Here is a 13,768-nt window from a genome sequence, read left to right on the forward strand (position 1 = left end):
TACCTATTCAAAGGGGGGCTCTTGTGATAGAACGGGTAACCGCTACAGATGTTGCACTTGAACTTATCGAAAAGCTAACTAAAAAGCATGGGCCTATTATGTTTCACCAATCGGGGGGCTGCTGTGATGGTTCGTCACCAATGTGTTATCCAGACGGTGACTTAATTATTGGTGATGCAGATGTCCTTTTAGGTGAAATAGGTGGCGCCAAGTTTTATATGCATAAAAGCCAATTTGATTATTGGAAACATACTCAGTTGATTATTGATGTAGTGGATGGTCGTGGAGGAATGTTTTCATTAGAAGGTGTGGAAGGGAAACGATTTTTAACAAGATCTCGTGCCTTTACATCTGAAGAACAGTCACTATTAAAATAATTTTAAAATATGCATTTCATTTAGTTGAAATGCATATTTTTAGTTTTTCAAAAAAATGTAATTTACTTAGTTGACAATGCAATATTAGATATGATAAATTTATCTTGAATTAGAGATAATTAGTTTCAAGTTAAATGAATCTAATTATTTTTTTAAAGTAATATCTCGAATTCAAAACAATTAAATTGGGGGAGCTTTAAAATGACTAATTGGATAATTGATCAATCACACTCGCAAGTTGGCTTCGAAGTTAAACATATGATGGTTTCAAAAGTAAAAGGAGATTTTGGATCTTATACTGCTGATATTAATGCTACAGATTTAACAGATCTTACTACTGCCCAAATTTCATTTTCTTTCGATGTTGCAAGCATTAACACTCGTTCAGAAGACCGTGATAATCACCTAAGATCTGCTGACTTCTTTGACGTAGAAAAATATCCAAAAATAACATTTCAATCAACAAACATCGAAAAATCTGGTGATGACTACAAAGTAACTGGAGACTTAACAATTAAAGATGTAACGAAACCAGTAACATTTGAAGTAGAGTATGGCGGTAAAGGGAAAAATCCTTGGGGTGTTGAAGTGTACGGTTTCGAAGCCCAAGCAAAAATCAATCGTGAAGAGTTCGGCTTAACGTGGAATGCAGCACTTGAAACAGGTGGCGTATTAGTTGGTAAAGACATTAAAATCAAGGTTGAGTTAGAGGTTAACCCAGCTGCATAATCATTTAAACGCAAGAATGAAGGATAATCATTCTTGCGTTTTTTCTTTATAATCTAATGGTTGTAAATTTTATAATATTTGTGCACAATTTAATAGTAAGATTATGGTATATATCGCCATAATGAAAGGAATGAATTAGTATGATTACAATAGACCCTCAGCAAAATAATAAGCGAGATAATTATAAATTGATGATTGGATCCATTATTCCTCGACCTATCGCATTTGTCACAACACAATCAGAAGAAGGTGTACTGAATGGGGCACCCTTTAGTTATTTTAGTATCGTTTCATCAAATCCACCTACAATTTCATTAGGGGTTCAACGGATTAAAGGGAAGATGAAAGACACTGCCCGTAATATTTACAATAACAAAGAGTTCGTTGTACATATTGTTGATATTGAAAATTTATTAAAGGTAAACGAAACTGCAGCAACATTGCCACCAGAAGAAAGCGAGATTGAATTAGCAAAGTTGACACCGGTACTAAGTTCGAAAATAACTGTACCCGGCATTATGGAATCAAAAATTCGTATGGAGTGTAAGTTAGTACAAGCCATTCAACTTGGTGGAGAGTTGACGAATACCGATTTAATTATTGGGGAAGTAGTGCAATTTCATATTGATGAAACTATTTATAGTAATGGAAAGATTGATGCAAAAGGTTTAAGTGCAATTAGTCGTTTAGCAGGCTCCGATTACGCAACGATTGGAGATATCATTACAATAGAAAGGCCAAAATAACAAATGAACGATTGAGATGCTCTAGCTTCCATATGAAACTATTTTTTCAAATTGTTTCGTACAAAACTACAGAGGTGGACAATATGAACAATGAGCAATTTATAGAAGCATTTCAACAAAACTATAATCGTGTTTTTAACTATATGGGTGGAGGAGATATAAAACTATATATTTCTTTGGCATGTAAATATACATTGGCAATGAAACAATTTAGTGGTGTCCTTCTTCAAAAAGTTTGTGAACAGTTAGCGGAAGAAGGTAATGGTTCCTTTTCTATATCTGATTATTCCACCGCTAACTATCGTTTAGCAGCTCATATATTTTTGGAAGGAAATTTAAATAAAAATGTTTCTGACATCATGATAAATGACCAGTTCTTAAAAGAGGCTAGATTTAAGAAATCACCCTTTCGTGGGATAGGGGCACTATTTTTACAAGAAGATAAACAACAGCATGCAGCAAGAGCCAAACAATTGTTTGTTGAAATGAATCGGAATCAAAGGATTTTAACATCGAATGGTGATATACCATATGTTGTCTTTTTAACGTCAAATAAGGATAACAATCCACTAGAACAGTCACAAACTATTTTTGAATATTATACTTCTTTAAGAAAACAGCAGTTTTCAATGGGTAATCATCTGCAAGCTTTGACACAAATAATGACGATGTATAGTTCTGATTATAATGAAATGTTATTGCAATATATTGTACAACTTAAAACAGAACTAGAAAAAAGGGGAATAAGGGTAAAGAAAATTCACTACCCATTCATCGGTGTTTTAGCTTTGGCAGCTACAAATGCTTCAAAACTCGACGATATTCTAAATCTACATAACCAATTGTTGAAACTCAAAGTATTTAAAACTGCGAAAAATTATGCGCTTATTGTGGCCATTCAAAAAATTATACAAGACACTATTGAAGTTCAGGAAGTGATTGAACTCTCTCCAATCAGTAATTTAACACAATTAGTTGATTTGCTTGATATAGCGGAAATACTCATCGAATTTAGTCGTTTATTACCAGGCGGAATCTCGGAAGTGGTGGATTTCTTTAACTAACAGAGGGTCCCGAAATTTTGAATTATCTATTTCCCTAGTATAATAAACAAGAGGTGATTTCAATGGAAGTGAAAAAACTTTGGATTGATGGACAATGGGTAGAAGCAAAAAATTGCTACTCATTAACTTCACCCTATTCAGGGGAAGAGATAGCAAAAGTAGCAAGGGCTTCTGTTCAAGATGTAGAGAGGGCGATTGTAGGGGCACATGCGACTTTTCAATCTTTTAAGAAGACAACATCCTATGAGCGGGCAGAAATATTATATAAAGTAGTCGAGCTAATTCGTAATCGAAAAGAAGAGTTCGCAAAAATTTTAGCAATGGAAGCAGGTAAACCACTTTCGGTTGGGATGATGGAAATTGATAGAACAATCGCCACATACCAATTCTCTGCAGAAGCTGCAAAACAATCAATGGGTGAAACGGTACCAATGGATGCGGCACCTGGTACAAAAGACCGGATAGGTTATACAAAACGAGTTCCGATTGGTGTTGTATCGGCTATCACACCATTTAATTTTCCGTTTAACTTAGTAGCACACAAACTTGGACCAGCATTTGCGGTCGGTAATACAGTAGTATTAAAACCTGCCACACAAACTCCATTAAGTGCACTTGTTTTAGCAGAGGTATTTAAAGAAGCTGGTTTACCAGATGGTGCGCTTCAAATTGTAACAGGCTCTGGAAGTGAATTAAGCGATATTTTAGTTACACATCCTTTAGTGAAAAAAGTAACGTTCACGGGAAGTGGGGCAGTTGGTCTTAAATTAAAAGAAAAAGTAGGTTTGCGGAAAATTACGTTAGAACTTGGATCAAATGCTGCGGTGATTGTTGAGCCAAGTACGCCTATTGAAAAAGTGATATCTCGTTGTGTTACAGGAGCATTTGGATATGCTGGGCAAGTATGTATTTCGTTGCAACGGGTATATGTTCATGAGTCAATTTTTGAACAATTCACAACTGCATTTGTAGAAGAGACAAAGAAATTAAAATTGGGAGATCCATTAGATGCAACAACGGATGTGAGTGCAATGATTCATCCAAGAGAAGTAGAACGAATTAAACAATGGATAGAAGAAGCAAAACATCAAGGGGCTGTTGTGGCAACGGGGGCTGAATTTACAAAAAGAACTATGACCCCAACTGTTATGACAAATGTTTCACCAGATATGAAAATTGTTTGTCAGGAAACATTTGCGCCGATTGTATCCATCGTGCCTTACAAAAACTTAGAAGAAGCAATCTCTTATGTAAACTCATCTGACTTAGGGTTAAATGCAGGAATTTATACAAATGTCTTAACCGATGCAATGAGAGCAGCTGATGAAATAGAAGCTGGGGCTGTAGTAATAAATGATGTCCCTACATTCCGTGTGGATAACATGCCTTATGGTGGCGTGAAAAATAGTGGATATGGTCGTGAAGGTATTAAATATGCGATTGAAGAAATGACCGATTTAAAATTCATTACGATAAAAACAACTTTCTAAATTACTAGCAGAACTGATTAAAAAAATGGAGGTTCTACGAATGGGCAATGCATACCCAATGAGTAATTCACGTTCTTACCAAACGCATTTAGTTTTACCACCTGATACAAATCATCATGGTTCAATTTTTGGAGGGAAGGTTTTAGCTTATATTGATGAGATTGCTGCTATTACTGCAATGAAGCATGCAAGATCTGAAGTAGTTACGGCGTCAATCGATTCTGTAGATTTTGTTTCACCTGCCTATGTTGGAGATATTTTAGAATTAGAATCGATGGTGACTTCTACAGGTCGGACATCCATTGAAGTATATGTACGGGTTATGACTCGAAGCATACGTACAAGTGAGAAAAAGTTAACAACAGAATCTTTTGTAACGATGGTTGCAATCGGTGAGGATGGAAAACCAATACCAGTACCAGGCGTATTTCCAGAAGAGGAATGGGAAAGGAAACTTTTTGAAACAGGTGGTGCTAGGCAAAAGCTACGCAAGGCAAAACGTGAAAATACAAAGGAACGTCGAAAGTTGCTAGATCCTGAAAAAGAATAAAATGAAAAGGCAGAATGGTCTCAAACCAATCTGCCCTTTTTAATATCAATCTTGTAATTCTTGCACAACATTTAGTAATGAATCAGATGACGAGGATACTAATGTAGCACTTGCTGTTAATTCATTAATTAAGTTTGATATTTCATTAACATCTTTTGAGGTATTTGTATATTGTTCTTTGATACCTGATACTGCTTTTGCAATGGAATTAAAGGATTCCTCTAAACTTTTTTGTGTTTGAACGCTTTTTTGAACTTGTTCATCGACATTATTAACGGATGACGTCATATTTTCGATGTTGTTTTCTGTTTCACGAATTAGGTGAGATACGTTTTGCACTGCGTTTTTCGTTTCCTCCGCAAGTTTCCGTACTTCTTCAGCAACTACTGCAAAGCCTTTCCCATGTTCTCCAGCACGCGCTGCTTCAATAGACGCATTAAGTGCAAGAAGGTTTGTCTGATCTGCAATCCCAGTTACTAAGCCAACAATTTCACTAATTTTTTGTGACGACACACGCAAACTCGACATGGATTTTTCTAATAAGTTAACGCTATCTAAAATGACATTCATTAAGTTAGTTTGTGTTTCTAAATGGTTTTTGCCAAGATTTGATTTGTCCTCTGTATCTGCCACGAAATCCAATCCTTGTTTTGTTGCTGATGAAATGTTTTCAGACTGGTGAGAAATGACATATAATGATGCAGTTGTTTCCTGACTAATTGCATTTAACTCTTCAGCAGTATTACGAATCGTTGCTACTAGATCTAATTTAACTTGTAAATCTTCCATACGAATTCGTTGTTGCTCGGCTTCGTAAGCTTGGATAACAAGTTGTTGTTCAAAATTAATAACTTTTGAAAAAGCATTTATAGCCTTGCATGCATCTTGCTTCGAAATGTCCAGCTCATTGACAAAATTAATGAATGTAGTCATTAATGATTGAAATGAACTTAAATACATATTGGATTCAAGTCCGATTCGAACATGGGCAGCTGCAATTGCTTTACGTTCTTCTATGTATGAGTCATTAATTTTACTTTCAAATATGTCAGACAGATGTTTAGATAACGTTATTTTTAAACGATCTATTTGTGAATGGCGATTGATTATATCCAGTAAATTACTACTTAGAGAGATGGCGTCATAAAACTGATTTACCATGGTTGGGATAAACTCCCCTGAGAGCGGTTGCAATTGTTTTAATATGGCTAGATCTTCTTTTCGTAACTGGATAAGTTCAATCTGTTTCAGTAAGTCTGGGTAATTTGAAAGGTCAAGCTTCACATCATTTAAGTATTTATCGACTTGGAAAAAGTTCGTTACTTGTTGTTTTTGCGCTTTGCTCTTGAAAATAACCATAGTATTCTCCATTCTATCTATATATTTTATAAACTCTAGTTTTAATTTGTTCTATATTACAACAATTCTACTACAAATTTCCACATAATGGGCAATATTCCTTTGTTATTTATGACTTTTTCTACATTATGTAAGTACTCCCGTAATGCTTAATTTGTAATTTTTTAATTTCCCATGTAAAATTACGAGTAGTTTATACAATTCTGTTCTAATTGAAATACTATACATAGTAAAGGAAGAGTTAGATGGAGAAACGACGTCTTAAATTTATCATTCCGACGATGGTGATTGTTGCGGTTACTGCTATATTTATGTTAGGTAAATACTATGCTGATGTGCCGTCGAATCATAAGGTTTTAATTGTTATTAGTGCGACTCTTTTATCAGGGGTTTTAGCGCATGGGTTATTTCCGCATGATGATGAAGAAGTGCCAGATCCAAAGCCTACGAATAATATCAATAAAAAAGGAAAATAAATTTTTAGAGCATGGAGATGTCTGTGCTTTTTTTATTAATTAATGAAACTTAAGTAGAAATGAACCGTATATGTATTATACAAAACGCAACGAAGGGCTGAAGTGTTATGGATAATAAGTGGGCCAAAGTAATCGTACATGCAAGTGCATTTTTTGCTCCAGTGTTAGTTCCGATTTTATTTTTCTTGTTAAGTTCTGAGGAAGAGGTAAAACGTGTTTCCATTCAAGCGTTACTATTCCAAGGTGTGATGTGGGTGTTAATCTTTGTTTCTTCATTATTAAGCTTTGTACTAGTTGGAATACCATTTTTAATAATCTTTGCAATTATGACAATTATTGTTCCAATCATTGGGATAGTGAATGCTCTCAATGACACAAATTGGAATTACCCTATAGTTGGTCGCTGGGTATAAGTTTTTTGGTAAATCATAACAAATATAGGTTATTTACATTAAAATAAGGGAATACTACATCGACATAGCCGGTTTATAGGGCATGTCGATTTTTTTTATCCTCACCTAAATACATAAATGATGGAAACGGAACTGCAAAGGCATTATAAATAAAAAATTAAATCAGGCGTTTTAATTGCAATTTAATTTCCCTATTTATATAATAAAGTCAAAGATAGTCAAAGTCAGTATTAAGTGAGGTGAGGTATAAAAATGAGAAATATATCTGACATCATTGAAGGGTATTTAAAGCAAGTTATAGAATTAGGTGGTCAAGGACTTATTGAGATAAAACGAAGTGAATTGGCAGATAAGTTTCAATGTGTACCTTCACAAATAAATTATGTCATTAATACAAGATTTACGGCTGAGAGAGGTTATTTAGTTGAAAGTAAACGTGGAGGCGGTGGCTATATTCGAATATTACGTGTAAAAACGAATTCGAAAATCGATTTACTTGAAGATATGATAAGTCAAATTGAAAAAGGTGCAACTCAATCAATGGCTGAAGACATAATTTATCGGCTAATTGATGAAGAAGTGATCACGAAGCGAGAAGCTAAACTCATGTTAGCCGCTGTCGATAGATCTACACTTAGATTGCATTTGCCTGCTAGAGATGAACTTAGATCGTATATTCTAAGGTCCATGTTAACGACTTTAAAATATGACAAATAGAGTTCTATCCGACTCATTGAGTTTAAAAAACAATATAATCTTAAAAAGAGGTGATTGGTCATGATTTGTGAACACTGTCAAGAACGTCAGGCATCAGTCACGGTAACACAAGTAATAAATGGCCAAAAAAGTGAACGACATTATTGTGAAGTATGTGCAAAACAATTTCACCCCTTCAATATCGACTTTCATAAGGAAGAGCAAATTCCAATCCATCAACTAGTGGCTAATTTATTTGGGTTACCTGTTTGGAACAATACCCAAGAAAAAACTCAAACGACAACTCAGAAGGCAACCCAATGTCCTAAATGTGGCTTTACTTTCCGTCACTTTCTGAATGAGGGTAAACTTGGTTGTCCACAATGTTATGAAACCTTTAGCAAACAACTCCCACAAGTACTAACTAAAATTCAAGCAGGAACAACACATAGCGGAAAAGCGCCTGGGAAACCATCAAAGGATCACACTTGGGTAAAAAAGCAAATTGAAACCATTCGTGAGCAATTACAAATAGCTATTATGGAAGAACGATTTGAAGATGCTGCAAAGCTGCGTGACGAAATAAAAGAATTAGAACGAAAGCTTGAACATGGGGGTGCGGATACACCATGAATCTTGAACATTTTCTAAAAAGTGAGGCGCCAGGATGGATGGATGGTAAAGGTCTTGATGCAGATATTGTATTAAGTACACGCATTCGATTAGCCCGTAACTTAGAAAGCTATCGATTCCCTTTAAGTTTTTCAGAACAAGAGGCAAAACAAGTAGATGAAGTGGTAACACAGGCACTATTAAACATAAATAAAGATAAGCGGATTTTTTCGCATTTTACAATACAAGAAATGCCCGCATTACAACGACAAGTATTGGTAGAAAAACATTTGATTAGCCCATTACTCGCAAAGAAAGAAAAACATGCTTCAGTTTTATTATCTGAAGATGAAACAATGAGTGTAATGGTCAATGAAGAAGATCATTTACGTATTCAATGTTTACTACCAGGGCTTCAACTTTCAGAAACTTATGCTTTAGCAAATCAACTCGATAGTCAATTAGAAAGACATTTGCCATATGCTTTTAATGAAAGCTTTGGTTACTTAACAAGTTGCCCTACTAATGTAGGAACAGGTCTTCGTGCTTCAGTTATGATGCATTTACCGGCTCTTACATTGTCAAAACAAATTAAAGCGGTGACGCAAATGTTAGCTCGCTTTGGAATGGTTGTAAGAGGAATTTATGGTGAGGGAAGCGAAAATTTGGGTAATATTTACCAAATTTCGAATCAGGTTACGTTAGGAAAATCCGAAGAAGAGATCATTGAGGACTTACAAAATGTTGTCGTTCAAATCATTCAAAATGAAAGAGGAGCAAGACAATCTTTACAAAAAAATTCTCGGATTGTATTAGAAGATCGTTTCAACCGCTCACTAGGAACACTACGATATGCGCGGGTTATGACGAGTGAAGAAGCGGCAGCTAGTTTATCGAATGTTCGACTTGGCGTTGATTTGGGCATCATTAAAGATGTGCCATTGAATATATTAAATGAGTGCATGATTTTAATTCAACCAGGTTTTGTACAACAGTATGCAGGTACAACTTTACAACCAACTGAGCGCGACATCTTTAGAGCAAAATTATTACGCGAAAAACTCAATGTAAATAGTCAAAACTCATTGGAAAAAGGAGAGGAAAGATATGATGTTTAACCGATTTACACAACGAGCACAAAAAGTGTTGCAACTAGCACAAGAAGAAGCAATTCGTTGGAAACACGAATCTATTGGTACAGAGCATATTTTGCTTGGTTTAATTCGTGAAGGTGGAGGCATTGCTGCAAAGGCGTTAGAAGCGATTGATGTAAGCCCACAAATTATTGAATCCGGAATAGAAGAACTAGTTGGTAAAGGACAAAAAGATGTAGGGCCAATCGTGCATTATACACCAAGAGCTAAAAAAGTAATTGAATTGTCAGTAGATGAATCGAGAAAACTTGGTCATGCATATATCGGTACAGAACATATTTTACTTGCCCTAATCCGTGAAGGGGAAGGTGTAGCAGCTCGTGTATTAGCAAATGCGGGAGTCAGCCTAAATAAAGCTCGTCAACAAGTGTTGTTATTATTGGGTAATAACGATGCTGCTCAAAGTTCAGCAAATCCAACACAATCGGTTAATACACCAACTTTAGATGGATTAGCTCGTGATTTAACTGCAATTGCTCGCGAAGGTTCTCTTGACCCAGTAATTGGTCGTAGTAAAGAAATCACACGAGTTATTGAAGTGTTATCTCGTCGTACGAAAAACAACCCTGTGTTAATCGGTGAACCAGGTGTTGGTAAAACTGCGATTGCAGAAGGATTAGCTCAACAAATTGTAAACAATGAAGTACCTGAAACATTACGTGACAAACGCGTTATGACTTTAGATATGGGTACAGTTGTTGCAGGTACAAAATACCGTGGTGAGTTTGAGGACCGTCTGAAAAAAGTAATGGATGAAATTCGTCAAGCAGGGAACGTTATTCTGTTTATTGACGAGCTTCACACATTAATTGGTGCTGGTGGTGCAGAAGGTGCAATCGATGCATCGAACATTTTAAAACCATCATTAGCTCGCGGTGAATTACAATGTATTGGTGCGACTACTCTCGATGAATATCGCAAATACATTGAAAAAGATGCTGCCTTAGAGCGTCGTTTCCAACCAATTCAAGTAGATGAGCCGACTGTAGAAGAAACTATCCAAATTATCAATGGTTTACGTGATCGTTATGAAGCACATCACCGAGTAAAAATTACAGATGAAGCAGTAGAAGCAGCGGCTAAATTATCAGACCGTTACATTTCAGACCGCTTCTTACCAGATAAAGCAATTGACTTAATTGACGAGGCTGGTTCAAAAGTACGTTTACGCTCATTCACTGTTCCACCAAACTTAAAAGCGTTAGAAGATAAATTAGAAGGTGTTCGTTCTGAGAAAAACGCTGCTGTATCTTCTCAAGAATTTGAAAAAGCAGCAGCATTACGTGATACAGAGCAAAAAATTAAAGACGAACTAGAACAAACAAAGAAAACTTGGAAAGAAAAACAAGGTAAAGAAGAATCGAAAGTGACAGTGGATGATATTGCACAAGTTGTTGCAATGTGGACTGGAATTCCAGTTTCAAAAATCGCCCAAGAAGAATCAGCAAAACTTCTTAACCTTGAGGAAGAATTGCATAAACGAGTGGTTGGTCAAGGTGAAGCAGTAGAAGCAATTTCTCGAGCAATTCGCCGCGCTCGTGCAGGCTTAAAAGATCCAAAACGCCCAATTGGTTCATTCATCTTCCTTGGTCCTACTGGTGTAGGTAAAACTGAGCTAGCTCGTGCTCTTGCCGAAGTTATGTTTGGCGATGAGGATGCGATGATTCGTATCGACATGTCAGAATATATGGAGAAACATTCGACTTCTCGCTTAGTGGGTTCACCTCCAGGATATGTTGGATTTGATGAAGGTGGTCAATTAACAGAGAAAGTTCGTCGCAAGCCATATTCTGTTGTGTTATTTGATGAAATTGAAAAAGCGCACCCAGATGTATTCAACATTTTACTTCAAGTGTTGGATGACGGACGTTTAACAGACTCAAAAGGTCGAAAAGTAGACTTCCGTAATACAGTTGTGATTATGACATCTAACGTTGGTGCAGATGCATTGAAATATCGTAAGAGCCTTGGTTTTGGTACTGGCGATACTACGAGCAAATATAAAGATATGAAAGGAACAATGCTAGAAGAATTGAAAAAAGCATTCCGTCCTGAATTCTTAAACCGTATTGACGACATGATTGTATTCCACTCACTTGAAAAAGACGAGTTAAAACAAATCATCTCATTAATGGCTAACTCTTTAACAACTCGCTTAAAAGAAAATAATATCGAGTTAGAATTAACAGATGCAGCTTTAGAGAAAATCTCAGAAGAAGGGTACGATCCTCAATACGGAGCACGTCCATTACGCCGTGCATTACAGAAACATGTGGAAGACCGTTTATCTGAGGAGCTACTAAAAGGAACTGTCTCTCCAGGAGGTCAAGTAGTATTTGATTACGTTGATGGTGAGTTCGTAGTTAATGCGAAGAATACAGTAGGCTCTAAATAACAAAAAGCCCCAGCGTTCGGCATAGAATACTGTCCGAAGCCGTCGAAAAATGTTTCATGTGAAACATGTCAAAAAAGCGTGAAAATGTTGAAAAGACATTTTTGCGCTTTTTTATTTATAAATAGCTTCTGTACTATGCTGGTCGAATTGAATAACTTCAAAACTCTAACCCGATAATTGTCATAGATTCTGTTATTATGTTGTCTTTTGATAAGAACTGTCGTTTAAAAGGAGCGTTTAATTTTTTGAACTCACTGTTATCATGTGCTCAATCTGTTTTTGTCATGTACAATAAATTTACTAGTCTTAAGAGGAAGGGGATTTCCATGGCTAAGAAAAAAACAAAATTTTGTTGTAATTCGTGTGGGTATGAATCGCCAAAATGGATGGGGCGTTGTCCAGGATGCGGCGAATGGAATACGTTCGTAGAGGAAGTTGAAATCGTCACAAAAGGTCCTCGTGGTGCGTTCCAACATTCCAATAGTGTTAGTCAAAAGGCAACACCAATTATTCAAGTCGAAACACAAGAAGAGCCCCGAGTTCATACAGAAATGTCTGAGCTTAATCGAGTATTAGGTGGGGGGATTGTACCAGGTTCACTTATATTAATCGGAGGGGACCCTGGTATCGGAAAGTCCACTTTACTCATGCAAGTGTCTGCACTTCTTTCCAATAGAAATCATCGAGTATTGTACATATCGGGTGAAGAATCGATGCGTCAAACGAAACTACGTGCTTCCCGACTCGGTGTTCAATCTCCAGAGTTATACATTTATTCCGAAACAAACTTAGAATTAATTCACAAGACGATTGAAGAAGTGGGGCCGAAGTTTGTAATTGTCGATTCCATCCAAACAATTCATCATCCAGAGGTAACGAGTGCACCTGGTAGTGTATCACAAGTACGAGAATGTACAGCTGAGCTTATGCGAATTGCCAAAACAAAGGGCATCGCAATATTTTTAGTTGGACACGTTACGAAAGAAGGACAAATTGCAGGACCTAGATTACTAGAACATATGGTTGATACCGTTCTTTACTTTGAAGGAGAGCGCCACCATACTTACCGTATATTACGGAGTCAGAAAAATCGCTTTGGTTCCACAAACGAAATTGCCATTTTTGAAATGATTCATTCAGGGTTAAAAGAAGTGTTAAATCCATCTGAACTATTCTTAGAAGAACGATCTCATGATGCAGCAGGCTCAACGATTGTAGCTTCGATGGAAGGGACTAGACCTATTTTAGTTGAAATTCAATCGTTAGTTACACCAACGAGCTTTAATTACCCTAAACGAATGGCTACTGGTGTCGACCAAAATCGGGTGCAATTATTAATGGCGGTACTTGAAAAACGAATGGGTATGCTCTTACAAGCTCAAGATGCTTATATTAAAGTGGCAGGTGGAGTAAAATTGGATGAACCTGCTATCGATTTAGCTGTTTTAACGTCTATAGTATCGAGCCATAAAGATCAGCCTGTTAAAGGGACAGATTGCTTTGTAGGTGAAGTTGGACTAACTGGAGAAGTGCGTCGTGTCTCAAGAATTGAGCAACGTGTTCAAGAAGCTGCAAGACTTGGGTTTAAACGAATCTTTATTCCTGCATCTAACTTAGGGGGATGGGATTATCCAGAGGGTATACAAATCATCGGGATTGAAACAATCAACGAAGCTTTAAGAGCATGTTTTAACGACCTATAAAGTT

14 protein-coding genes are annotated in these 13,768 nt (G+C 36.4%); 13 read left to right on the forward strand and 1 reads right to left on the reverse strand.

The genetic code is table 11. The annotated features are described in order from the left end of the window. The first annotated feature begins 23 nt into the window (after positions 1-23). The 6 genes from CRO00_RS09280 to CRO00_RS09305 all read left to right on the forward strand — a co-directional run bounded on the left by CRO00_RS09280 (position 24) and on the right by CRO00_RS09305 (position 4,956). Positions 24-377, forward strand: a complete 354-nt coding sequence (locus CRO00_RS09280; protein WP_097073411.1) for a DUF779 domain-containing protein — start codon at positions 24-26, stop codon at positions 375-377. A gap of 201 nt (positions 378-578) precedes the next feature. Next, on the forward strand, positions 579-1,106 hold the full coding sequence (locus CRO00_RS09285; protein WP_097073412.1) for a YceI family protein: 528 nt from the start codon (positions 579-581) through the stop codon (positions 1,104-1,106). A 140-nt stretch (positions 1,107-1,246) separates the two neighbouring features. Beyond that, positions 1,247-1,852, forward strand: a complete 606-nt coding sequence (locus CRO00_RS09290) for a flavin reductase family protein (RefSeq protein ID WP_097073413.1) — start codon at positions 1,247-1,249, stop codon at positions 1,850-1,852. 83 nt (positions 1,853-1,935) lie between these two features. Continuing rightward, positions 1,936-2,916, forward strand: a complete 981-nt coding sequence (locus tag CRO00_RS09295) for a DUF4003 family protein (protein ID WP_161946655.1) — start codon at positions 1,936-1,938, stop codon at positions 2,914-2,916. Between the two features lie 62 nt (positions 2,917-2,978). Continuing rightward, positions 2,979-4,406 carry an aldehyde dehydrogenase family protein gene (locus CRO00_RS09300; protein WP_097073415.1) on the forward strand — a complete coding sequence of 476 codons (1,428 nt, stop codon included), beginning with the start codon at positions 2,979-2,981 and terminating at the stop codon, positions 4,404-4,406. A 40-nt stretch (positions 4,407-4,446) separates the two neighbouring features. After that, positions 4,447-4,956, forward strand: a complete 510-nt coding sequence (locus tag CRO00_RS09305) for an acyl-CoA thioesterase (protein WP_097073416.1) — start codon at positions 4,447-4,449, stop codon at positions 4,954-4,956. Positions 4,957-5,001: 45 nt separating this feature from the next. Here CRO00_RS09305 and CRO00_RS09310 read toward each other — a convergent pair whose 3' ends face one another. After that, the gene (locus CRO00_RS09310) at positions 5,002-6,315 is read right to left on the reverse strand and encodes a globin-coupled sensor protein (RefSeq protein ID WP_237658369.1); all 1,314 of its coding nucleotides are present in this window, start codon (positions 6,313-6,315) and stop codon (positions 5,002-5,004) included. Between the two features lie 245 nt (positions 6,316-6,560). On the opposite strand from CRO00_RS09310, the gene CRO00_RS20295 reads away from it, so the two are divergent. The 7 genes from CRO00_RS20295 to radA all read left to right on the forward strand — a co-directional run bounded on the left by CRO00_RS20295 (position 6,561) and on the right by radA (position 13,764). Then, positions 6,561-6,791, forward strand: coding sequence for a hypothetical protein (locus tag CRO00_RS20295; protein WP_097073418.1), 231 nt, complete (start codon positions 6,561-6,563; stop codon positions 6,789-6,791). 107 nt (positions 6,792-6,898) lie between these two features. Continuing rightward, on the forward strand, positions 6,899-7,204 hold the full coding sequence (locus CRO00_RS09320; protein WP_097073419.1) for a DUF4870 domain-containing protein: 306 nt from the start codon (positions 6,899-6,901) through the stop codon (positions 7,202-7,204). Between the two features lie 252 nt (positions 7,205-7,456). Beyond that, entirely contained in the window at positions 7,457-7,921 is a 465-nt protein-coding gene (locus CRO00_RS09325) for a CtsR family transcriptional regulator (protein ID WP_097073420.1), read from the forward strand. Between the two features lie 60 nt (positions 7,922-7,981). Then, positions 7,982-8,533, forward strand: coding sequence for a UvrB/UvrC motif-containing protein (locus tag CRO00_RS09330; protein WP_097073421.1), 552 nt, complete (start codon positions 7,982-7,984; stop codon positions 8,531-8,533). Next, a complete protein-coding gene (locus CRO00_RS09335; RefSeq protein WP_097073422.1) occupies positions 8,530-9,630 on the forward strand; it encodes a protein-arginine kinase McsB in 1,101 nt (366 codons plus the stop codon). The genes CRO00_RS09330 and CRO00_RS09335 overlap by 4 nt, the downstream gene beginning before the upstream one ends. Next, positions 9,620-12,061, forward strand: a complete 2,442-nt coding sequence (locus tag CRO00_RS09340; RefSeq protein WP_097073423.1) for an ATP-dependent Clp protease ATP-binding subunit — start codon at positions 9,620-9,622, stop codon at positions 12,059-12,061. Before CRO00_RS09335 ends, CRO00_RS09340 begins: the two co-directional genes overlap by 11 nt. A 326-nt stretch (positions 12,062-12,387) precedes the next feature. Further along, positions 12,388-13,764 (forward strand): DNA repair protein RadA, encoded by a 1,377-nt coding sequence (radA, locus tag CRO00_RS09345; RefSeq protein ID WP_097073424.1) that lies wholly within the window; start codon positions 12,388-12,390, stop codon positions 13,762-13,764. Positions 13,765-13,768 lie beyond the last annotated feature (4 nt).

The organism is Ureibacillus xyleni, from assembly GCF_900217795.1.
Classification (GTDB): Bacteria; Bacillota; Bacilli; order Bacillales_A; family Planococcaceae; genus Ureibacillus; species Ureibacillus xyleni.

What these genes read in the sequence shown, in the direction of transcription:
- CRO00_RS09285 (WP_097073412.1), top strand. Translation starts at nt 579, where the DNA reads ATGACTAATTGGATAATTGATCAATCACACTCGCAAGTTGGCTTCGAA.
- CRO00_RS09290 (WP_097073413.1), top strand. Translation starts at nt 1,247, where the DNA reads ATGATTACAATAGACCCTCAGCAAAATAATAAGCGAGATAATTATAAA.
- CRO00_RS09295 (WP_161946655.1), top strand. Translation starts at nt 1,936, where the DNA reads ATGAACAATGAGCAATTTATAGAAGCATTTCAACAAAACTATAATCGT.
- CRO00_RS09300 (WP_097073415.1), top strand. Translation starts at nt 2,979, where the DNA reads ATGGAAGTGAAAAAACTTTGGATTGATGGACAATGGGTAGAAGCAAAA.
- CRO00_RS09305 (WP_097073416.1), top strand. Translation starts at nt 4,447, where the DNA reads ATGGGCAATGCATACCCAATGAGTAATTCACGTTCTTACCAAACGCAT.
- CRO00_RS09310 (WP_237658369.1), bottom strand. Translation starts at nt 6,315, where the DNA reads ATGGTTATTTTCAAGAGCAAAGCGCAAAAACAACAAGTAACGAACTTT.
- CRO00_RS20295 (WP_097073418.1), top strand. Translation starts at nt 6,561, where the DNA reads ATGGAGAAACGACGTCTTAAATTTATCATTCCGACGATGGTGATTGTT.
- CRO00_RS09320 (WP_097073419.1), top strand. Translation starts at nt 6,899, where the DNA reads ATGGATAATAAGTGGGCCAAAGTAATCGTACATGCAAGTGCATTTTTT.
- CRO00_RS09325 (WP_097073420.1), top strand. Translation starts at nt 7,457, where the DNA reads ATGAGAAATATATCTGACATCATTGAAGGGTATTTAAAGCAAGTTATA.
- CRO00_RS09330 (WP_097073421.1), top strand. Translation starts at nt 7,982, where the DNA reads ATGATTTGTGAACACTGTCAAGAACGTCAGGCATCAGTCACGGTAACA.
- CRO00_RS09335 (WP_097073422.1), top strand. Translation starts at nt 8,530, where the DNA reads ATGAATCTTGAACATTTTCTAAAAAGTGAGGCGCCAGGATGGATGGAT.
- CRO00_RS09340 (WP_097073423.1), top strand. Translation starts at nt 9,620, where the DNA reads ATGATGTTTAACCGATTTACACAACGAGCACAAAAAGTGTTGCAACTA.
- radA (WP_097073424.1), top strand. Translation starts at nt 12,388, where the DNA reads ATGGCTAAGAAAAAAACAAAATTTTGTTGTAATTCGTGTGGGTATGAA.